19 protein-coding genes are annotated in these 22,882 nt (G+C 36.5%); all 19 read right to left on the bottom strand.

The genetic code is table 11. The features are described 5' to 3' along the window. Window positions 1-104 precede the first annotated feature (104 nt). Entirely contained in the window at window positions 105-1,052 is a 948-nt protein-coding gene (gene spoVK, locus ACR65M_RS15925; protein WP_341331830.1) for a stage V sporulation protein K, read from the bottom strand. A gap of 434 nt (window positions 1,053-1,486) precedes the next feature. Then, window positions 1,487-1,711, bottom strand: coding sequence for an RNA chaperone Hfq (gene hfq, locus ACR65M_RS15920; protein ID WP_057999880.1), 225 nt, complete (start codon window positions 1,709-1,711; stop codon window positions 1,487-1,489). 93 nt (window positions 1,712-1,804) lie between these two features. Beyond that, the gene (gene miaA / locus ACR65M_RS15915) at window positions 1,805-2,752 is read right to left on the bottom strand and encodes a tRNA (adenosine(37)-N6)-dimethylallyltransferase MiaA (RefSeq protein ID WP_440273783.1); all 948 of its coding nucleotides are present in this window, start codon (window positions 2,750-2,752) and stop codon (window positions 1,805-1,807) included. A gap of 194 nt (window positions 2,753-2,946) precedes the next feature. Next, window positions 2,947-4,842, bottom strand: a complete 1,896-nt coding sequence (gene mutL, locus ACR65M_RS15910) for a DNA mismatch repair endonuclease MutL (protein WP_341331832.1) — start codon at window positions 4,840-4,842, stop codon at window positions 2,947-2,949. Window positions 4,843-4,895: 53 nt separating this feature from the next. Beyond that, the gene (mutS, locus tag ACR65M_RS15905) at window positions 4,896-7,493 is read right to left on the bottom strand and encodes a DNA mismatch repair protein MutS (protein ID WP_440273782.1); all 2,598 of its coding nucleotides are present in this window, start codon (window positions 7,491-7,493) and stop codon (window positions 4,896-4,898) included. A gap of 248 nt (window positions 7,494-7,741) precedes the next feature. Then, entirely contained in the window at window positions 7,742-8,284 is a 543-nt protein-coding gene (locus ACR65M_RS15900; protein ID WP_121446652.1) for an outer spore coat protein CotE, read from the bottom strand. Between the two features lie 343 nt (window positions 8,285-8,627). After that, window positions 8,628-9,059 carry a YlbF/YmcA family competence regulator gene (locus ACR65M_RS15895; RefSeq protein ID WP_341331834.1) on the bottom strand — a complete coding sequence of 144 codons (432 nt, stop codon included), beginning with the start codon at window positions 9,057-9,059 and terminating at the stop codon, window positions 8,628-8,630. 1 nt (window position 9,060) lies between these two features. Next, complete coding sequence (gene miaB, locus ACR65M_RS15890) at window positions 9,061-10,590, bottom strand: tRNA (N6-isopentenyl adenosine(37)-C2)-methylthiotransferase MiaB (protein WP_440273781.1); 1,530 nt, start codon at window positions 10,588-10,590, stop codon at window positions 9,061-9,063. Window positions 10,591-10,893: 303 nt separating this feature from the next. Next, on the bottom strand, window positions 10,894-11,760 hold the full coding sequence (locus tag ACR65M_RS15885) for a 2-oxoacid:ferredoxin oxidoreductase subunit beta (protein ID WP_121446649.1): 867 nt from the start codon (window positions 11,758-11,760) through the stop codon (window positions 10,894-10,896). Beyond that, entirely contained in the window at window positions 11,747-13,498 is a 1,752-nt protein-coding gene (locus ACR65M_RS15880; RefSeq protein WP_440273780.1) for a 2-oxoacid:acceptor oxidoreductase subunit alpha, read from the bottom strand. Before ACR65M_RS15880 ends, ACR65M_RS15885 begins: the two co-directional genes overlap by 14 nt. A gap of 325 nt (window positions 13,499-13,823) precedes the next feature. Then, window positions 13,824-14,747 (bottom strand): dipeptidase, encoded by a 924-nt coding sequence (locus ACR65M_RS15875; protein WP_341331838.1) that lies wholly within the window; start codon window positions 14,745-14,747, stop codon window positions 13,824-13,826. A 108-nt stretch (window positions 14,748-14,855) separates the two neighbouring features. Further along, window positions 14,856-15,116 carry a stage V sporulation protein SpoVS gene (gene spoVS / locus ACR65M_RS15870; RefSeq protein WP_003211281.1) on the bottom strand — a complete coding sequence of 87 codons (261 nt, stop codon included), beginning with the start codon at window positions 15,114-15,116 and terminating at the stop codon, window positions 14,856-14,858. A gap of 321 nt (window positions 15,117-15,437) precedes the next feature. Further along, complete coding sequence (ymdB, locus tag ACR65M_RS15865; RefSeq protein WP_341331839.1) at window positions 15,438-16,232, bottom strand: 2',3'-cyclic-nucleotide 2'-phosphodiesterase; 795 nt, start codon at window positions 16,230-16,232, stop codon at window positions 15,438-15,440. Window positions 16,233-16,363: 131 nt separating this feature from the next. Continuing rightward, the gene (gene rny / locus ACR65M_RS15860) at window positions 16,364-17,926 is read right to left on the bottom strand and encodes a ribonuclease Y (protein WP_121446645.1); all 1,563 of its coding nucleotides are present in this window, start codon (window positions 17,924-17,926) and stop codon (window positions 16,364-16,366) included. Between the two features lie 409 nt (window positions 17,927-18,335). Then, a complete protein-coding gene (recA, locus tag ACR65M_RS15855) occupies window positions 18,336-19,376 on the bottom strand; it encodes a recombinase RecA (protein ID WP_121446644.1) in 1,041 nt (346 codons plus the stop codon). A gap of 269 nt (window positions 19,377-19,645) precedes the next feature. After that, window positions 19,646-20,293, bottom strand: coding sequence for a DsbA family oxidoreductase (locus tag ACR65M_RS15850; RefSeq protein ID WP_341331840.1), 648 nt, complete (start codon window positions 20,291-20,293; stop codon window positions 19,646-19,648). Next, entirely contained in the window at window positions 20,290-20,481 is a 192-nt protein-coding gene (locus ACR65M_RS15845) for a hypothetical protein (RefSeq protein WP_341331841.1), read from the bottom strand. The genes ACR65M_RS15850 and ACR65M_RS15845 overlap by 4 nt, the downstream gene beginning before the upstream one ends. A 136-nt stretch (window positions 20,482-20,617) precedes the next feature. Next, entirely contained in the window at window positions 20,618-21,532 is a 915-nt protein-coding gene (locus ACR65M_RS15840) for a VOC family protein (RefSeq protein ID WP_440273779.1), read from the bottom strand. Window positions 21,533-21,625: 93 nt separating this feature from the next. After that, entirely contained in the window at window positions 21,626-22,873 is a 1,248-nt protein-coding gene (locus ACR65M_RS15835; RefSeq protein ID WP_341331843.1) for a competence/damage-inducible protein A, read from the bottom strand. Window positions 22,874-22,882 lie beyond the last annotated feature (9 nt).

Genomic DNA, 22,882 nt, shown 5'->3' with positions numbered 1-22,882 from the left:
TTTTTGTCTTCTGGTACGACTCTATAAGTTTCGTTTGCACACACGCAGAGCGTGTGGTTTAAAAAGACTAATTAAAATAAACCGCCTAATAATAGGCGGCACGTTTATTCTTTGAAAATCAAGTCTTGTGTTCTTATTGTCTGAAGGTCCTGTTTACTGTAAGTATCGTCGATTAATAATCTCATTGCTTGACTTCGAATTGATTTTTCGATGATATTCCGAACGTAACGCCCATTACTAAATTTTCCGGGGTAAGAATCCATTTTAACAGCAAGTAAATGCTCACGTAATTTTCTTTCTGCCTCTGGACTGAATTCATATTCACGTTCCACCATCATTTTTGCTGAAATTTCCATTAACTGTTCAACGGTATAATCCGGAAAATCAATTACAAGTGGAAAACGAGAATATAATCCTGGATTTAAAGATAAGAAATGGTCCATTTCTTTTGAGTATCCCGCTAAAATCAAAACAAATTCGTGCTGCTTATCTTCCATATGTTTAACTAACGTATCTATAGCTTCTTTTCCGAAGTCCTTTTCTCCACCTCTAGCTAGGGAATACGCCTCATCAATGAATAATATGCCACCAATAGCCTTTTTAATTAAATCCCGTGTCTTTTGTGCGGTATGACCAATATATTCCCCGACCAGGTCAGCTCTTTCTGCTTCAATGAGATGCCCTTTTGATAGGACATTCATTTGCAGAAATAATTTCCCTAATAATCGTGCAACAGTCGTCTTACCTGTTCCAGGGTTTCCTTTAAACATCATGTGTAATGCTTGTTTTCCTACCTTTAAACCCTGTTCTTCTCGCTTTTTATTAATATAAATCCAAGCATAGATTTCCTTTACCATTTTCTTCATTTCATCCATACCTACAAGAGCGCTCATTTCTTCCTCTATTTCTTTTAGAGCTGTATGTTTTGTTTGGATTTTCGTTGAAATAGCTTCTCTAGATGTAGAGTGCAGTACTTTTAATTTCTTTTTTTCTCCATTCAGAACGACATTTATTTGTCCATTGTTCTTCATTGTAATGGGTTGTTGATCCAAGAGCTCTCACCTCTCATTTCAGTACATTATACGTTGTTGGGTTAAATTCGTGACAAAAGCCCAAGGAAAAAACAAAAGTGCAAGCCTATAATATCTGAACATCGATGTCAACACATCATGTGCAAGTCCGACAAGCATAAGACGATTTAGAATGGATGGCGCTCTTTGCCTTCAATCTAAAGTGGCTTATGACCTCGACGGGCTAGGCGCTGGAACTAGTCGTAAATCGCAAGACTTTTCCTTTTCCCTTTTATTTCTACAATTTTCTCACTTTTATTACAAAAGACTCTTGCTTTTTGTCAAAGATTGCGCTTTCCCGGAAAATATTCCATAACACTATATGTATATGAGCCAATTTACAAATCTTGAAGAAAAATTAGACAAGATGAAAAAAACAACCTTACTTATCAAAGTAAGGTTGTTTTTTCGGTAATTTATTCAAGCTCTAGTTTAATGTTTTTTTGTGGAGCGAAAGTAGAAATTGCGTGCTTATAAATAAGTTGCTGCTTCCCTTCAGTTTCTAATAGAACTGTAAAGTTATCAAAGCCTTTCACTAATCCTCGTAATTGGTATCCATTTAATAAGAATACTGTTACAAATGTCCCATCCTTACGTAGAGTGTTTAAAATTTGGTCTTGGATATTGATTGCTTGTTTCATGAAATGTCCTCCTCTAGAATCTACGGCACAAAATGCCGAAACTGTCATTGCCCAATTTTGAACAATCGAATACATCTTATATTATCTATTCTCTTAAATTCCTAGCTTTCCTGCTATATATTTATAAATTTCATTAAATTTTTCTTTAAACTCATTATTTGCTGACATATCAAACCATTTTACATCGATTTTATTTCGAAACCATGTTAATTGTCGCTTTGCATATCTGCGTGTATTTTGTTTTAATTGTTGGATTGCTTCGTCTAGGGATGATGCCCCATCTAAATAACTATAAAGTTCTTTATAGCCAATTGCTTGGATGGATTGGCAATCTCGTAAACCTTGAGAATGGAATTTTGTTACCTCTTCAAGCAGTCCCGACTCTATCATCAAGTCAACCCTATGGTTAATGCGATCATACAATTTCTCTCGTTCCATTGTTAATCCAATTAGGGCAACATCATAGATAAGTTCATGCTTCTGTCCCTCCAAATATTCGGTCATCGTTTTCCCAGTTGTTTTGTAAATCTCTAAGGCTCGAATGACTCTTCTTACATTGTTGGGGTGAATCCGTTCTGCACTCTCCGGATCTATTTTTTTTAGTTCCTGATAAAGAGGTTCAACTCCCCTTTCAGCAACTTTTTTTTCAAGTATATTCCGATATTCAGGGTTTGAGGCATCATCTGTAAATTGATAATCATATAATACAGATTGAATATAAAGCCCTGTCCCCCCAACAATCATCGGTAATTTACCACGATTATGTATTTCCGTTATTAACTTTCTTACAACCTCTTGAAACTCTGCTACCGAAAAACTCTCATGTGGTTCCTTAATATCAATGAGATGGTGGGGTATCCCTTCCATTTCATCTTTAGTGATTTTGGCAGTACCGATGTCCATCCCTTTATAAATTTGCATGGAATCTCCACTTATAATTTCAGCATTAAGCTTTTTGGCAAGTTCTATGCTTAGTTTCGTCTTTCCAACTGCGGTTGGACCAATTAGAACGACAAGTTTTTCTTTTTTCAATTCTTCCAATCAATCACTACCTTTACCTCAATTCATACTATTATCGTAACATAGATAATAAGACGAATACTAAATTATTATAACCAAATTGACTTAGAAAATAACAATTTTCTTGAACCTTATCATAGTTTCCTACTACTTTTGTCTTATATAGGGAAAACTCGCCTATTTAGCGAGTTTTCCGCACTTTTTATATCGTTTATTTACATGACTCGTTTGAACATCTTTTCCATTTCATAGGTCGAATGGTGTATGATGATTGGTCGACCGTGAGGACATGTAAATGGATCACTTGTTTTACGGAGCGTTTCAAGTAATGCAAATATTTCATCGTTACGTAAATGGTGGTTCGCTTTTATAGAAGCTTTACAGCTCATCATAATCGCTGCTGCCTCTCTTAATTTCTTAATATCTATTTTCTTATCATTAAGCACTTGCTCGATAATTTCCTCAATGACTTCTTTTTCATCACCTTTTGGAAACCATTGGGGATGTGAACGTACAATGTAACTGTTATGGCCGAATGGTTCCAAGTAGATTCCAACCTGTTCTAAATCTTGCTTATGCGCATTTATGTTGATACATTCATCAGTTGAATATTCCAATGTAATCGGAAGAAGAAGTTCCTGAAGATCAGAAATATTTTCTCCTACTTTTTCTCTGAAATATTCATATTTAATTCGCTCCTGAGCTGCATGTTGATCGATAATATATAAACCTTTCTCATTTTGAGCAAGGATATATGTTCCGTGCATTTGACCGATGGGATACATAACTGGCACACGTTCATCTTTGTTTATGTTGATTTCAGTACCTTCAAAATCTGTCTCTTCAATCTCATCCAAGGAACCGGTAGTTGTGTAATCATTTTCTTCAATTACCAGTTTTTCCGTATCATATGGTTTTTCTTCATATACAGATGTAATGACCTGAGTTGGTGTTTCAATATTAAGTTCTTCTTTCCTCGAAGCCTGTTGAATGGTCTCAACAAATTTAGGGACAAAGGGTTGTTTTTCTTGTGGTTCAGTTTTTATGGAATGCTGAAATACAAATTCTTGCTGCTCCGATTTTTGAACTTCCTTCTTCTTTGGATTTATGGCATCCGGGATTAGTTGTTTATGTTTAAAAACATCCTTAATTCCTTGATCAATTAATTGATTTAGTTCTTGTTCTTTACTAATCCTAACCTCTAGTTTTGCTGGATGGACATTCACATCAACTAACAATGGGTCCATCTTAATGTCGAGTAAGACAATTGGAAATCTTCCAATCGGTAATAAGGTATGGTAGCCTTGCTGTATAGCTTTAACTAGTGGAAAATTTCTTATATATCTACCATTAATAATGGTTGATATATAGTTTCTTGATGCCCTTGTAACTTCAGGCATAGATATATAGCCTTCTACACTAAAGTCTAATGATTGCAAATGAATAGGGACCATTTGCTTTGCAATTCCTAAACCATAGATCGCAGCAAGTACCTGTCTAACATCCCCATTCCCACTTGTATATAAAAGGCGTTTTCCATTATGCAATAACCGAAAGGAAACTTCCGGGTGAGCAAGGGCAATCCGATTGACAGCATCGGTAATATTGCCAAGCTCTGTGTGAACGGTTTTTAAATATTTTAAGCGAGCTGGAGTATTAAAGAAAAGATTAGAAACTGTAATGTCAGTTCCTTTACGACTATTTGTTGCCTTTTTCTCCGCAATCTGTCCACCTTTTATGAGAATATGAGTACCTGAATTATCTCCCGTACTGGTCTTCATTTCTAGTTCAGAAACAGAGGCAATACTAGGTAATGCCTCACCTCTAAACCCTAATGTCCGGATTCGAAATAAATCATTTTCGTCCTTTATTTTACTTGTTGCATGACGATGAAAGGCATTCACACAATCCTCACTATCCATGCCATCACCATTGTCAATAATTCGAATTTTGGAAAGGCCCGCTTCTTCTATTTCAATTTCGATAACAGTACTGTTTGCGTCAATGGCATTCTCAACTAATTCCTTTACAACTGAGGCTGGCCTCTCCACTACTTCCCCTGCTGCTATTTTATTTGAAAGAAGGTCATCTAGTTGGACGATTTTCCCCATGCCTTCACCTCATTCTCTTTTAAGAAAATCAAAAATTTATTGAACCTTCGTTTTTATCCTTTTAATTGTTTTTGAATTTCGTATAACTTATTGATTGCCTCTAAAGGTGTAAGTCCTAAAATATCCATATCTTTGATGGATTTCAAGACATCCTTTTCCTTAGAAGACACATACTTTTCTTCTTTTTGGTAGGTTGACTTCGTTTCCCCAAAAAATGAAAGCTGTAAATTGTCTGTAAGGTCAATCGATTCTTCTTTTGTTACAGCTATTTCTTTTTCACCTTGCTCAAGATGATTTAATATTTCTTTTGCACGTTCAATTAAGTTCTCAGGAAGCTCAGCAAGTTTTGCTACATGAATTCCATAGCTTTTATCTGCTGCGCCTTCTTTAATTTTATGAAGGAAGACGACATTATCATTTTCCTCTATCGCACTCACATGAACATTCACTAAGTTTTCCAGACCTGTTTCTAAATCGGTCAGCTCGTGATAATGAGTAGAGAACAATGTGTGTGCTCCGATATTTTGGTGAATATATTCAATAATAGCTTGTGCAAGCGCCATTCCGTCATAAGTAGATGTTCCACGTCCAATTTCGTCAAATAATAATAAGCTTTTCGATGTTGCGTTGACAATGGCATTTTTTGCTTCAAGCATTTCTACCATAAAAGTACTTTGTCCAGAGATTAAGTCATCTGCGGCACCGATACGAGTGAATACTTGATCATATATTGGTAGAACAGCTTCACTTGCTGGAACAAAACAACCAATTTGTGCCAAAATTGAGATCAGTGCAATCTGTCTCATATACGTACTCTTACCAGACATATTTGGTCCTGTAATAAGAAGCAATGACCGTCCTTGCTCCATCACACAATCATTTGGAACATATTCCTGTGCCTGCATCACTTTCTCAACAACCGGATGACGTCCATCTTTAATAAAGAGCTTGTCCTCAGAAAAATGAGGCATACAATAATGGCGTTCTTCACTTATCGTTGCAAAGCACTGCAGTACATCAAGCTCACTTATGACCTTTGCTAATGTCTGAAGTCTTGGAATATAGCTCTTAACTTGTTCGCGAATATCAAGAAAAAGATCATATTCTAATTGGACAATCTTTTCCTCTGCTTCAAGAATTAATGTTTCTTTTTCTTTAAGCTCAGGGGTGATAAAACGTTCTGCATTAGTTAGAGTTTGTTTTCTTTCATACAGACCCTCGGGTAAGTACTGTAAATTGGACTTTGTTACTTCGATATAATATCCAAAGACACGGTTATATCCAATCTTTAAAGACTTTATTCCTGTTTTTTCTCGTTCCTGTTTTTCTAAGGATGCAATCCATGTTTTACCATTTCGGCTTGCATCACGATATTGGTCAAGGGTGGCATTGTAACCATCTTGAATAATATCTCCTTCTTTAATAGACAAAGGAGCTGACTCCTTAATGGAACGTTTAAGAAGGTCGGTTAATGATTCGCAAAGATCCATTTGCTTGCTGAGATTGTCCGCATATGGGTGCTGCAACTGTGTTACAAGTTGATAAATTCCCGGAACCTGCTCAAGTGATTTTTTGAGTTGTAATAGGTCTCTTGCATTTACATTTCCGAAAGCCACACGTCCCGCCAGTCGTTCAAGATCATATACTTCCTTCAATAAATCCCTTAATTCTAATCTTTCAAAATAGTGATCAATAAAGGTTTGAACCATGTTAAGCCGGGCTTCAATTTCAATTTTATTTAATAACGGTCTGTCGATCCAGTGTTTTAACAGACGACCTCCCATTGCAGTAACTGTTTGGTCCAGAAGCCAAAGTAATGAACCCTTTTTCCCTTTATTACGGATCGTTTCAGTAAGCTCAAGATTACGTTTTGAATAAAGATCAATTTTCATGAATTGATTAATATAAAAAATACGAACCTGTTGAAGGTGATCAAGTGAGCGCTTTTGCGTTTTTATTAAATAATTTAATAATCTTCCAAAAGTAAGAATCAATTTCTCATCCTCAAGCCTCTCGGTAAGCTGTTGAAAATGTTCAGCAATTGTGCAATTATCTTCATACGAAATCGTTACCTGGCAACGTTCAATCATTGCTTTTTTATACTGATCGTCAAAATCTGTCGAAACAACAACCTCTTTTACACCATTTGCATAAATTTCTCCGATAACTTCTTCAAACTGGGAAGACAATAATGAGACGCGGTTTTCACCTGTTGTTAAGTCAGTTAATGCAAATCCGAAAGAATTATCGGAAAAGTTTGAAACGGTTGCTAGAAAATTATTTTCTTTATCTAGTAGGTTTTTACCTTCCATTACAGTTCCAGGTGTAATTAATTGTATAACTTCACGTTTTACGACACCTTTTGCCTGTTTTGGGTCTTCTGTTTGCTCACAGATCGCAACTTTATATCCTTGATTCACTAATTGTTCAATATATCCTGCAGCTGAGTGATAAGGGACCCCGCACATCGGGATTTTTTCTTCAACACCACCATCTCTAGCCGTTAACGTTATTTCTAAAATTTGTGATGCATTTACTGCATCATCAAAAAACATTTCGTAAAAATCACCTAGTCTAAAAAATAAAAAGGCATCTTGATAATCTGCCTTAATCGTTAAATACTGCTTTATCATCGGCGTATACTCTGCCATTTAAAATCCCCCAACAACAATCAAATGCGCCTCGGCGTATTTGCGCCCGATTTTTTTCGAACTTGCTCGAAATGTTACCTTTGAAAAATCGTGGCATCCGCCGGAGGCTTTGACTTTACTTAGTCGGTCGCCCGACTGAGTAAAGTTTTATCTTCCAATAGTATAACATAACTTAAAAAAGGAAAGGGCAGGACTTGTCTCCCATTACATGAAAAAAAAACTAGGAAGTCATGCCTCCTAGTTTCCAATTATTCTTCTAAATCGCCAACTAAGAAGTCAGGATTTAAATCCTCGAATTCTTCGTCGTCTACATCCCAATCCTTATCATCATCATAGCATCCATCTGGATTCACATGTACGCAAACCTTTGTTTCCCCAATAATTTCTGCCATTAGCTCTCTTTCAACCTCAACTAAAATTTTGTTCCCGTTAGGTGAGATCGTACATTCTAAGCAGTTTGGCTGTTGCAACACATTAACAATCACGTCACAGTCATCATCTAGGAAATTCTCGTCTCTATACTTTAGCTTGATGTGGTCTGTGTATGAAAGTGTTTCAGTAACAACCTCTGTTTTGGTATTGTTACCAAAAGAATACCACACGTTGACATCAAATTTTCCGTATACTACTATTTTATTACCTTCTTTCTTTGCTTCATACTTGTGGTTAATAATCCAGCATCCCAAAATGCTTGATGGGTGGTGAGGTGGAGAAATGGTATAAGTAGACTGTGAAAATTTACGTCCTTTACCTACAACAGCTTTTGTGATAATCTCTCTGTATTCAGACATTCGAACAAACCCTCCTCAATCAATCTTCAATTCATCCTATGCGGGACATTTGACTAGTGTGCTAAAGACTGATTTCTTTTTACAAACTTTTTTCAATTTACTTTGTTGTTTCCTTATGAGTACACGAAAAAAGTTGAATAAACCAATCAAAGAAAATACTAAAAAAATGCATTGTCGTTCTCTTTATACTTAACCTTACGAGTACCGTATAGTTCATTGTATGCGGGTTCGCCCATTTATGTACCTTTTTTTCAAAGCCGTACAAGCAAAAAATAAAACCTGATGAGAGACATGCTTTACAAATAAAAAAAGACAAAAGCTTAAGCTTTTGTCTTTTTATTAATTAGTGGCAGCCACAGCCCTTATTGTTATTCACTTTTGAGCCAGTTTCTCCCGCTAACAAATCTCCACCAGTAGATGTAATAATCTGATTAGTTACATTGTTAGAAATGGTATGTGCCACAAGCTGTAAAAGATCATTCACTTCAATCTGTGAATTCTTAAATTCTTCTACAACCGGAATACTATCTAGTTCTGCTTGAAGATTATCAATCTTTTCTTCAACTTGTTTTAATGCTTCAGACTTTCCAAAATGCTGAAAATTAACTGCTTGTTTCTGTAAGCTTTTGATGCTATCAATAATTTCTTGAACTTTTTTATTCTGGTTTATTTGTGCTTCTGCACGCTTAAAAAAGTCAACCTCTTGTGTTTCTGCAATCATTTTTGCTAGTTCTGTTGCGCGTTCTACGATTTGTTCTTTTGTAAATTGTGCCATTTTAGTTCACCTCTACCGCTTCTTCGATCATTTCTCCATCTAGTGTCCATGTCTTTGCTTGGATAATTTTCACTTTTACAATTTTACCAATTGCAGATTTTGGACCTTTGAAGTTAACCAATTTATTTTTACTTGTATATCCAGCAAGTACTTCTGGATTGTTTTTACTTTCACCTTCAACAAGAACTTCTACTGTTTGACCTTTATAGGCAAGGTTTTTCTTTGCAGAAATCTCATTAACAAGTGCGTTGAGACGTTGAAGTCTTTCCTTTTTAACTTCCATTGGAATATTATCTTCCATTTTGGCAGCTGGAGTTCCTTCACGTGGTGAATATATGAAGGTATAAGCCGAATCAAATTCTACTTCTTTATATAAGGAAAGTGTCTCTTCGAACTGTTCATCCGTTTCATTTGGGAAACCAACAATGATATCAGTTGTAAATGAAGCGTTCGGAATTTGTTCTTTCATTTTGCGAACTAGCTCTAAATATGTTTCTCTTGTGTATTTACGTGACATTAATTTTAATACTTGTGAGCTTCCAGATTGTACTGGGAGATGAATGTGCTCCATAAGATTTCCACCTTTAGCGAGCACTGAAATTAAATGATCATCGAAATCACGAGGGTGACTTGTTGTGAAACGAATACGCGGGATATCAATCTTACGTAACTCGTCCATTAAGTCTCCTAAACCATATTTCACATCTTCAAAATCTTTACCATACGCATTTACGTTTTGGCCAAGTAAGGTAATCTCTTGATAGCCTTGTCTAGCTAAGTGACGTACTTCTTCAATAATATCCTCTGGGCGGCGGCTACGTTCCTTACCACGAGTATATGGAACGATACAGTACGTACAGAATTTGTCACATCCATACATAATGTTTACCCAACCCTTGATATTTCCTTTACGTACTTTTGGAAGGTTTTCAATGATGTCCCCTTCCTTAGACCAAACCTCAACAACCATCTCTTTACTAAACATAGCTTCTTTAACAATATAAGGTAGGCGATGAATATTATGTGTACCGAAAATCATATCAACGAATTGATGTTTTTCAAGGATTTTATTCACAACTGATTCCTCTTGGGACATACATCCACAAACACCAATTAAAAGATTAGGATTTTCAAGTTTTAAAGGTTTTAAATGACCGATTTCACCAAATACTTTGTTTTCAGCGTTTTCACGGATCGCACATGTATTAAGTAAAATGATGTCGGCATCCTTCGTATTTTCAGTTGGCTCATAGCCCATTTCCATAAAAATACCAGCCATTATTTCCGTATCATGTTCATTCATTTGACAGCCATACGTACGGATTAAAAAGCGTTTTCCTTTTCCTGCATTCTTCATGTCCTCAGGAATCGAAAATTCTTTTAAGTAATTGACTTGTTCTTTACCGCGCTTCTTCGCATCTTTTAAAGAAGGTGGTTGGTAAACGGATTGAAAATACTTACTGTAATCCTTTTCGGATTTTTTGTCCGCAGGTTTTACTTGAGTACTTTCAAGACGTTGTTTTTCGTTCATGTTGTATCTCCTTTCTTTATCTAAAAACTACATTTTCAAAAAAATAAAATTCCATTTTACTAGTATAAGGTTTAACAAGTATTAATACAATAAAACCGTATAAATGTAGAAAAATGTACAATTTTAGCAGTTTTAAGTAACTAATTCTACTAACAGACACACATGCCTATTTTAACATTCAACAATTAACGAGTAAAGATATAAAGAATTGTAAAAGACTCGTGCAGCCATAAGGCCGATTTTGACTGAAACTATATTAAAAACCCTACTAAGAGAATCGTTCTTAGTAGGGTTTTGTTTGTATTACATAAATTCTGCAACTAGTTTATTAAACTTTTCTTCATCTAAATTCAAGTCTGCATGTACAAGCGGCGCTTCACCATAACCGTGAACAAGTTCTTGATAAGAAGGCTTTTCTGTATTTTGATAGATGAGCCCAGTAACAAGACTATTATGCTTCATCAACGTTTGCATAGCTACTGAACGGTCTGATGGATCATATCCCTCAACATCGCCAAGTTTTGTTAGGTTTTCTTTAAACCAGTCATATGTATTGACTTTATTATAAGTTACACATGGGCTAAACACATTGATTAAAGAGAAACCTTTGTGCTTGATTCCAGCTTCGATTAGAGCTGTTAAATCTTTAAGGTCAGTTGAGAAGCTTTGTGCAACAAAAGTAGCACCAGCTGTTAATGCCATTTCCATGACAGAAAGAGCAGACTCGATAGAGCCTTTTGGAGTGCTCTTTGTTTTAAAGCCCATTTCACTTCTTGGAGAAGTTTGACCTTTTGTTAAACCATAGATTTGGTTATCCATAACAATATATGTGATGTCTATATTACGACGAATTGCATGGATTGTGTGGCTCATCCCAATTGCATATCCGTCACCGTCACCACCAGATGCAATGACTGTTAAATCACGGTTAGCCATTTTTACACCTTGAGCGATTGGTAAAGAACGGCCATGAATTCCGTGCAATCCATAAGCATTGATATATCCAGAAATACGTCCAGAACATCCTATCCCTGAAATCACAGCTAGCTGTTCAGGCTCAAGACCAACATTTGCAGCCGCACGCTGAATCGCTGCTTGTACGGAGAAGTCTCCACATCCTGGACACCAGTTAGGTTTTACATTATTCCGAAAGTCTTTAAATGTTGCCATATTCGAACAACTCCTTACATTTTGTGTGAACTTCATGAGGTAGGAATGGATTACCGTCATATTTTAAGAAGTTAGTAATCTTGTCTGCATGTCCTACATTCATCTTCATAATGTTTGCGAGCTGACCAGTAGCATTATTTTCAACCACTAATACTTTCTTAGCTGATTGAATTAACGGTAAAATTTCTTCAGTTGGGAAAGGATGGATTAAACGAACTTGAGCATGATTCACTTTAATACCATCATTTTCAAGACGAGTCATCGCTTCTTCAATCGCACCACGAGTTGAGTTAAAACCTACAACTAATAGGTCCGCCTCTTCATGTTTAGCGTTTTTATGAACAGGTGTATTGAAACGAATATTTTTAGTCTTTTTAAGTCGTTTCTCCATTTGATCCTTACGGTTGCTTGCAGCCTCAGATGGCTTACCTTGTTCGTTATGTTCAACACCAGTTACATGGTGAATTCCATTCTTTACACCAGGTACAACACGTGGAGAAATACCACTTTCTGTAACTTCATAGCGTTTAAAGTATTCTTTATTCTCTAATTCTGGTAATTCGTCATCAAGAAGCAGATTGCCACGTCTGATTTCAATTTTTGAATAATCAAGAGGTTCAACAGTTTGCTTCCCTAATGAAAGCTGTAAATCTGTTAGGAAAATTACCGGGCACTGATATTCTTCTGCAAGATTAAATGCTTCAATAATGTCATAGAATGCTTCCTGAACAGTACTTGGAGCCATAACAATCTTAGGTATCTCACCATGTGTACCATAGATCATTGCTAGTAAGTCTGATTGCTCTTGCTTTGTTGGAAGACCAGTACTTGGACCTCCACGTTGTGTATCAATAATAACAAGCGGTGTTTCAGTAATACCTGATAAACCGATTGATTCCATCATTAACGATAATCCTGGCCCTGCAGATGCAGTAAATGCACGAACACCCGCGTAGTTAGATCCAATTGCCATTGTACATGCAGCAATTTCATCTTCTGTTTGGATAACTGTTCCACCAAATTCAGGTAACTTGCTAATTAAGTATTCCATGATTTCAGAGGCTGGTGTGATTGGATATGCAGGCATAAATCTTGCTCCACCCGCTAAAGCACCCAGAGCGATAGCGTCATTTCCAATCATGAACATACGTTGCTTTCCGTCTGCTTTATCTAATTTCATTATTACATCTTCACTAAGTAGATTAGTAAGGAATTCTGCACCGGCTTTGATTGCTTCCATATTCTTCTCAACAACTTGCTGTCCCTTACGTCCAAAGATTTCATCTACCACATTTAGATACACATTTAAATCAAGATCTAGTAATGAGCTAGTAGCTCCAATTGCGACCATGTTCTTCATTAGGGACGTGCCAAGTTCAGTTGCAATTTCAGTAAAGGGAACAGAATACAGATGAACTTTCGTATTTTCAGGAATGGTTGGTTTGAATTTAGCATCTGCCAATACTACCCCGCCATCGCGTAACTCATGAAAATTAAAATCAATTGTTTCTTGGTCAAAAGCTACTAAAATATCAAGATCATCAGATATTGCACGAACTTGAGTTGTACTTACACGAATTTTGTTATTTGTATGTCCACCTTTAATACGTGATGAAAAGTGACGATAACCGTATAAATAGTAACCTAAACGATTCAGAGCGATGGAAAAGATTTCCCCCGTACTCTCGATTCCTTCCCCTTGTTGTCCGCCAACTTTCCACGAAAGTTGATTGATCATGACTTACACCCCTTTGGAATACGTTATATATAAGATTTTTATTAATTTATAAGCATAGCACTTTCCAACTGAGTTGTATTGAATTGTAATATGTATATTCTATTGAATGAAAATGGACCATTTCTTACGACAAATCAGGAAGAAAATTCCAATTTTGAAGTCTAAAATGCTATCCAATTTTATATCGTTGGATATGTACTAAACGCTTTCAATTCTAGACCTATCAACGAAAAAAAGCAACCCTTAGCAAGCAAATTATGGTGAAAAATGCATATTTTTTTATTTTTCAATTAATTTTAGATTAAACCAATATAAAATGATTAATTTATGCTGGTAAATTCTCCACAAAATTTTGATACAAAAATTTTTTCACTTGGATTTCAGAGTAATATTTCAACAAACTGTTTACAAGTCCTTCATACCCTGAAAAGTTTTCAAGTCCAATAGTTGTATCTGTTATTCCATCAAAATCAGACCCAAATCCAACATGATTTTCTCCGCCTAATGAACAAATATAATCAAGATGTCTGATTACATCGTCGATAGTTGCTGTTTCTCGATTGCTTAAAAATTGAGGGACAAACGTTATTCCAATCATACCTTTCTTTTTAATTAATGCTAGAATTTGTTCGTCTAGCAAATTACGGCGGTGATTACAAATTGTCATTGCATTTGAATGAGATGCAATTGGGTAATCTGCCACTTCCATGACATCCCAAAATCCTTTTACCGATAGATGTGATACATCTGTCCATATTGATGCCTTATTGTGTTCTTTTACAACTTCTATACCAAAACTTGATAACCCTGCTCCACGTGGTTCACCAACGCCATCTGCGACAAAGTTGGCATAATTCCATGTTAAGCCAACAGAGGATACTCCCAGCCTCAATAAAGTTTGTAACTTTACAATACTTTGATCAATTGCATCGCAGCCTTCCAACGTTAAAAAAGCACCAATTTCATCCTCTTTCAAAGCTAAAATATCATTTCTTGTCCTTACTACCTTTAATAAAGGAGAGGGCTTAACTACTTTATTATAAAAAATTTCTACCATCTCTAATGCCACTTCAAATCGACTTTCGGGGTTTACTTCTTCTGGGATGTATATCGCAAAACTTTGCACTTTGCTGCCAGATGCTTTTAATTGATTGTAGTTAATATGTAATTTTGTTGAATTTGCAAAATCAATAGTAGGGTCCATCCACATTTTATATAAAACATCTGAATGGGCATCAAATATCTTCATACAAATCAGCTCCTTTACGTTTATTTTACACAAAAATACCTGTCTGTCACATTCGACAAACAGGCCACTTATCCACTACTTAACCACTTTATATAAAAGTACATAGTATTATCGTGGTTCAACGATTAATTTTATAGCCGTTCTTTCTTCACCATCAATTAGAATATCAGTAAACGCCGGAATACAAATTAGGTCCACTCCACTCGGTGCCACAAATCCTCTAGCTATCGCTACTGCTTTCACTGCCTGATTCAATGCACCAGCACCAATCGCTTGGATTTCTGCAGCTCCTCTCTCACGTAAAACACCCGCAAGTGCCCCTGCTACAGAGTTAGGATTAGATTTTGCTGAAACTTTTAATATTTCCATTTCTACTTTCCTCCTTGTTCTTTACAATGTTCCCTGAGTGACCGGTAGAACCATACAAATGAATCACCACCGTTACATTTGCGATCTTGCTTTAATACTCTCTTAACTTTTAAAATAATCGCAAACCTTCCAGAAGCTAGCTTTATTCAACCAGGGATTACCCTAGTCTGAATTGAATAACGAATAATGATCCCATAACTACTATATTCACTAGAAACTACCAGTATTCCTGCTTGTTTCTAATCTTTTTCTAAAAATTCAAAAACTTAGCGAAATCAAGAAAAAACCAAGATATCTCTTTGATACCTTGGTCAGAAATAATTAATCAAAAAATGGATGATCATCATTAATAAGAATTCGTTGAATGCCCTTAGCAGTCCCACTTTTAGGATCTACATCAATAAGTACTCCGTTTAATTGAGTTCTTCCTTCAACGACTTCGAAACGAACAGGTAATGCCGTTTTAAATTTGTGAAGCACAGCTTCTTTATCCATCCCTAGTATTCCATCGTACGGGCCAGTCATTCCAACGTCAGTGATAAATGCAGTACCTTTTGGCAATACACGGTTATCAGCAGTTTGAACATGTGTATGCGTGCCAACAACTGCTGTTACCCGTCCATCAAGGTACCAGCCCATAGCGATTTTTTCACTTGTAGCTTCCGCATGAAAATCTACAAAAATAACGGAGGTTCGCTTCTTTGCTTCCTCAATCAACTCATCGCACTTTTTAAATGGATCATCAATAGCTGGAAGAAATGTGCGCCCTTGCAAATTAATTATGGCAACCTCCTGTCCATTTACCTTGCTATACATGATCCCTTGACCCGGAGTTCCTTCAGGGAAGTTCGCAGGCCGTATCATGTTTTTAGCCGTATCAATAAACTCAAAGATATCTTTGTTGTCCCATGTATGATTACCTAATGTAATGGCTTGTGCACCATTCTCTAAAAATTGATTATATATTTTCTTAGTTATTCCCCTACCAGACGCTGCATTTTCCCCATTAATTATGGTTAGTGCTGGATGGAATTTTGCCTTAAGTTTCGGAAGATATTCCCGAATCATGCCTCTTCCTGGTGAGCCAACGACATCACCTATAAATAAAATCTTCATGTAAAAGCCCCTTTCACTATAAAGTGAAGCACAAAAACAAAAAAATCTCAATGTCCTTGTCGATATTTATGAAATAATTCAACAAAGTACCTGTTAATAAAATAAAAAAAGTGGTCAAAAATTGACCACTTTTATTTTGCGTATTCAACTGCTCTAGTTTCACGAATTACAGTAACCTTAATATGGCCCGGATAATCCAACTCTTCTTCGATTCGTTTACGGATGTCACGAGCTAATCGATGTGCATTTAAGTCATCGATTGCATCAGGTTTTACAATAATTCTAACTTCACGTCCTGCTTGAATTGCAAAGGATTTTTCAACGCCTTCATATGACTCTGAAATTTCCTCTAGCTTTTCTAAACGGCGGATATAGTTTTCAAGTGTCTCACTTCGTGCACCTGGTCTTGCAGCAGATAAAGCATCGGCTGCTGCAACCAATACAGCTATAATTGATGTTGGTTCTGTATCACCATGGTGGGAAGCAATACTATTAATTACAACTGGATGTTCTTTATATTTCGTTGCGAGTTCTACACCGATTTCAACGTGACTACCTTCCACTTCATGGTCAATTGCTTTACCAATATCATGCAGTAGTCCAGCACGTCGAGCCAATGTTTCATCTTCACCTAACTCAGCAGCCATTAAGCCTGCTAAGAACGATACTTCCATTGAGTGTTTTAAGACATTTTGGCCGTAGCTTGTACGATACTTCAAGCGACCTAAAATCTTAATTAAATCCGGATGGAGTCCATGAACACCAACCTCGAAGGTTGTTTGTTCACCCACTTCACGAATGTATTCGTCTACTTCACGTCTTGATTTGTCTACCATTTCTTCAATACGTGCAGGGTGAATACGTCCGTCTTGAACAAGTTTTTCAAGTGCGATTCTCGCTGTTTCACGTCGAATTGGATCAAAGCCAGATAAAATAACAGCCTCCGGTGTATCATCGATGATAAGGTCAATACCCGTTAATGTTTCAAGTGTACGTATATTTCGCCCTTCTCTTCCAATAATACGTCCCTTCATCTCATCATTAGGCAAGTTAACTACAGATACCGTAGTTTCTGCGACATGATCAGCGGCACATCTTTGAATAGCAAGAGAAAGTACTTCTTTTGCTTTCTTATCAGATTCTTCCTTTGCACGATTTTCTGCTTCTTTTACCATCATAGCTATATCATGGGAAAGCTCGTTTTCAATACGTTCAAGGATGATTTGCTTTGCTTCTTCACGTGTTAAGCTAGAGATTCGCTCAAGTTCGGCTTGTTGCTTGTGTACCATTTCTTCCACTTTGCTTTCCATCTCTTCAATATGCTGTTGTCTTTGAGCGAGAGAATCCTCTTTCTTTTCTAGCATGGATTCGCGTTTATCTAATGTTTCATCCTTACGATCAAGGTTCTCTTCTTTCTGCAATAAACGATTTTCTTGTTTTTGTAGTTCGTTTCTTCGATCACGGATTTCCTTTTCTGCCTCTGTACGAAGTTTGTGAATTTCATCCTTTGCCTCTAACAGTGCTTCCTTCTTTAAAGAATCTGCTTCTCTATTTGCATCTTCAATAATTTGTTCGGCAACACTTTTTGCACCAGCAATTTTAGTTTCGGCAATAGACTTACGAACATAAAAGCCAACAATCGCACCGACGATTAGGCCAAACAAAGCGGAGATGATTATAGAAATGGGATCCATCTTCTTCACCTCCTCTTGCTATAAACTTTTTCTTGCTAGATCAAAATGTCGGCATGTACATTTTACAATATACAGCACAAAGGCTTTTTAAGCTAATCAGATTCTTAGGTTACGACCGAAAGCAGCTCAGACTACTCCGGGTCTGAATAGCAAAAGCTCAAACCGAGTTTTGCTTCTAACGTTTTAATTCTAACAAAATGTAAAATATACATTTTAATTGTAAATCTGTGAATTTTTATTGTCAAGGCCTGTCAGAAATAGTATTACATGAAAATGGAAATTTTATTGGGTAACCATGTGATTATAAAGGCTTTTTGGTAAATAATGAGGTTTATCTATCGTGTTGAAAAAAGTAAGTTAATGGGGAAAATAAAGAAGAGACACATTAACTGTGCCTCAACTTTGATGATTAGTCTAGTAAATCAAACTCTTCTTGTTCCTCATCAGCAGGTGCTACTTTAACACCGTCAAGTCCATAATGATTTCTAATTTGCTGAAGGATTTCATTTCGAACATCTGGGTTTTCTTTTAAGAATTGTTTTGCATTTTCGCGCCCCTGGCCAACTCTTTCTTCATTATAAGAATACCAAGATCCACTCTTTTGAACGATATCAAGTTCCGAACCGATATCAATGATTTCGCCCTCAATTGAAATTCCTTCTCCGTACATAATGTCTACTTCGGCTGTTTTAAATGGTGGGGCTACTTTATTCTTAACAATCTTCACTTTGGTTCTATTACCAACAAGTTCATTGCCTTGTTTTAATTGTTCCGCACGACGAACCTCTAGTCTTACAGAAGAATAGAATTTGAGCGCGCGTCCGCCTGGAGTTGTTTCTGGGTTTCCGAACATTACCCCAATTTTTTCACGGACCTGGTTAATGAAAATTGCAATTGTATTTGATTTATTGATTGCACCTGAAAGCTTACGTAATGCTTGTGACATTAGGCGGGCTTGTAGACCCATATGGGAATCTCCCATTTCACCTTCGATTTCTGCTTTTGGAACAAGTGCAGCAACAGAGTCAACTACTAAAATATCGACTGCACCACTACGTACTAATGCTTCAGCTATTTCTAATGCTTGTTCACCAGTGTCAGGCTGCGATAATAATAGTTCATCAATGTTTACACCCAATTTTTGTGCATATGCTGGATCAAGCGCATGTTCCGCGTCAATAAATGCCGCTTGTCCACCAGTTTTTTGTACCTCAGCAATCGCATGAAGTGCTACCGTTGTTTTACCAGAGCTTTCTGGTCCATATATTTCAATTATCCGTCCTCTTGGATATCCTCCAACACCTAATGCTACGTCTACTGCTAGTGAACCACTTGAGATAGTGGAAATTCTACGATCTGTTTGTTCTCCAAGCTTCATGATTGAGCCCTTACCAAACTGTTTCTCTATCTGCTTCAATGCCATTTCTAAGGCCGCTTGACGATCACTCACTATATTTCCTCCTTTATTCGTGAAACTATTATTACTATACAATGTTTTGTTCGATTTGCCAAGCAAAAAGTCGAACATTTATTCGCTTATTTTTATTAATAGTTTTTTCCCATTAATCCAATTTCTGATAGTCAAAAATCATATTTTCAAAGAGATAGAAACCAACAAATTTGAATTTTAGCTCTTCATAAATAGTTAATCAATAATAAAAAGTGACGTAAGCATTTGCACACTTACGCCATTTTTATAAATATTACAACTTAATCATTCTATTTATTGGAATGCTCTTCATCCCATACCTTATCTAGAACTTGATTAAACACTTCAACTGGTTGAGCACCAGAAACAGCATACTTGTTATCAATAACAAAGAAAGGAACACCTTGTACACCAACCGACCGTGCCTCAGAGATGTCATTCGTCACCTGGTCAGTATGTTCTTTACTTTCCATAATTTTACGTACTTGTGCTCCATCAAGACCTACCTCTTCAGCCAAACGAACTACTGTATCTGTGTCGCTTAAGATTTCACCTTCTGTAAAATGGGCCGCATAGAAACGATTGAAAAACTCATTACCTTTCCCTTGCTCCTTTGCATATTGAAAAACACGATGTGCATCATATGTGCTTGTAAGTTTAGCTCTATCGTAGTTGATCTCAACACCAGAATTTTTGGCCATGTCTGTCACTTGTTTAAGCATTACTTCAGCCTGTTCTAATGGAACTCCCTTCATACTAGAAAAGGTTTCAGCATAATTTTGACCAGGAACGTATTTCGCATCTGGCATAAGTAGAAAGCTTTTATATTCTATTTCAACTTCTTTTGCATGTGTAAAATTTTCTAATGCTTTATCCAAATGGGACTCCCCTATAAAACAGAACGGACATACAAAATCTGACCAAATTGTTATTTTCATTCTTTTCCCTCTTTCTTTTGATTTACGGGACCACAAATTCCAGTATTAATATCACAGACGAATCCTGAGGAATTGTCAAAGTCTAAGCTTATTAATTTCTTTATGCCATTTAGTTCTTTAAATGCCCCATTAACATCTTTGCCATCTGTTGAGGATGCTTCAGATTTAAACTGCTTGTCATTTAACATCATGTATTCCTCCTTTTCAAACAATATGATTATTGTAAATGATATATCATTTGATTTCTAATAATTGAACTGAGATGTAAGTCTAATAAACATGAACTAGCGCTTCTAAACAAATATGTTACTTGTTGTATTTACATTAATCCTTGTATACTTTCTGTATCTCTTCAAGATCTAGTTTTTTCATTTTTAGAATTGCCATATTAACACGTGCAATTTGTTCAGGTCTACCACTGCTCATCATCTTGTCCATTTCTCGAGGTACAATTTGCCATGACAATCCATTCAAATCTTTCAACCAGCCACATTGCTCGGCTTCTGGAACCGAAGACAGCTTTTCCCAATAATAATCAATTTCTTCTTGTGTATCACAATAAACCATAAACGAGATTGCTTCGTTGAAATTGAATTTATGTTCTTCAGCACTGTCCATTGCGGCAAACCACTGGTTCTCAAGCATGAAATCAGAAAACATGATTGTTCCTTCTCGATTAGGTTCCATATTCTGAGGATAGCGGACGATTTGGCCCTGCTCTGAGTTCTTAAATACCGATAAATAATAATTAATTGCCTCCTCGGCTTTTCCACACTTATCTCCAACAAACAATAACGAAGGCACGATTGAAGGCCGTTTCTCACCTTCTGGATTGGTGAGATTTAACTGCCATGACAAACCAAACTTATCTTGAACCCAGCCATATTTCTCACTAAATGAATACTTATCAAGTGGCATTAATACCATACCACCTTCAGATAATTTGATCCACACTTCATTCATCTTCTCGCTTGCGTCTTTTTCTTGTGCAGGATCAAAATTGACAAAGAATGATATCGATGGATTGAATTTAAAAAAAGGTCCAGCACTTATTGCCATAAACTTCTGTCCTAACAGCTCAAATGAAACTAAATCGGCATCTCCTGAAGGTGTATCGTGAAGTGTTATTATATTTGTAATTCTTGAGTCTGGAAAAACGGAAGCATAAAACTCTGCTGCTTCTTTCGCCTCCTTGTCATACCATAAATGTGGAACGATTTGTTGGTTAGTTCGTATCATTGTCTTTTCTCCTTCATCTTTTTCTCTATATATTACCTCATTTGATTCTATAAAAAAAACGATCCACCAGGATCGTCTTGTTAAAGCAAAAAATCAGTTTCTCTGTTCATTTAATAATTGCAGTAAATAATAAAAACCATATTTAACCGTTCTAGTTCGAATTCCTTTACGGGAACCCGCTAATTGCAACGGAAATACCTTAGTCGGTTGATCTAAATAAGAAATCCCAATATATACTGTCCCTACTGGCTTTCCTTCCGACTCACTTGGACCTGCTACACCTGTAAAACTAATCCCTATATCAGCTTTTAAAAGTTTCTTTATGTTCTTCGCTAGTTGTTCTGCTGTAGAACTGCTAACAGCACCTTCTGTATCTAGGGTTTCTTTCTTTACATGCAGCACCTGTTCTTTTACTTCGTTTGTATAGCAAACTATTCCACCCTTCACAACTGCTGACGAACCCGCTAGATTGGTAAGCTCCTCAACAAATAAGCCACCAGTTAAACTTTCCGCACTTGCAATTGTAAGCTTTGAAGTTTTAAGCTTATTCATGAGTTCATTTACTAGGGAAGTCGAGTCATACCCATATAAGAACTTCCCTACTCTTTTTACTATTTCAGCCTCTGTATGATCTAGCAGTTGATTTGCAACATCTAGCGAGTTGTGTTTAGCAGTAAGTCTAAGTGTAACTTCACCATCGCCAGCCAATGGGGCTATTGTAGGGTTTGTTTGATTGTCAATTAAATCTTCAATCTCTGTTTCAAGTTGTGATTCGCCAATCCCGAAGAAACGCAGCACCCTAGATTCAATTCGTTCAACAACACCCAGTGATCTTAATAAGAATGGTGCACCATATGATAGGAACATTGGATTCAGCTCTTTGGGAGGTCCAGGAAAGAGCAAATATGTAATCTTATCAACTTCAAATCCCATTCCAGGAGCCATCCCATGGTCATTTGGAAGGATTTCAGAACCCTCAAGTACAAGTGCTTGTTTTTTATTATTCTCGGTCATATGGCGATTTGTTTTCTTAAAGTAATCTTCAATACTCCGTAAGGCTGCTTCATCAAATATAAGCTGTTTTCCTAATACCCTTGCAATTGTTTCTTTTGTTAAATCATCCTTGGTAGGCCCCAAACCACCAGTAAAAATGATTAAATCCGAACGAGATTGAGAGATTTTTATTGCGTCCTCTAAACGGTTGGGATTATCTCCAACAACTGTATGGTAATACACATTGATTCCAAGCTCAGCTAGCTGTTTGGAAAGAAACTGCGCATTCGTATTTGCGATTTGACCTAAAAGAAGCTCAGAACCTACAGCAATTATTTCAGCATTCATTGAAATACC

This window comes from Ferdinandcohnia sp. SAFN-114 (assembly GCF_059415045.1).
The sequence above is the reverse complement of the archived record's forward strand: the minus strand, read 5'-3'. Positions and strand labels throughout refer to the sequence as shown.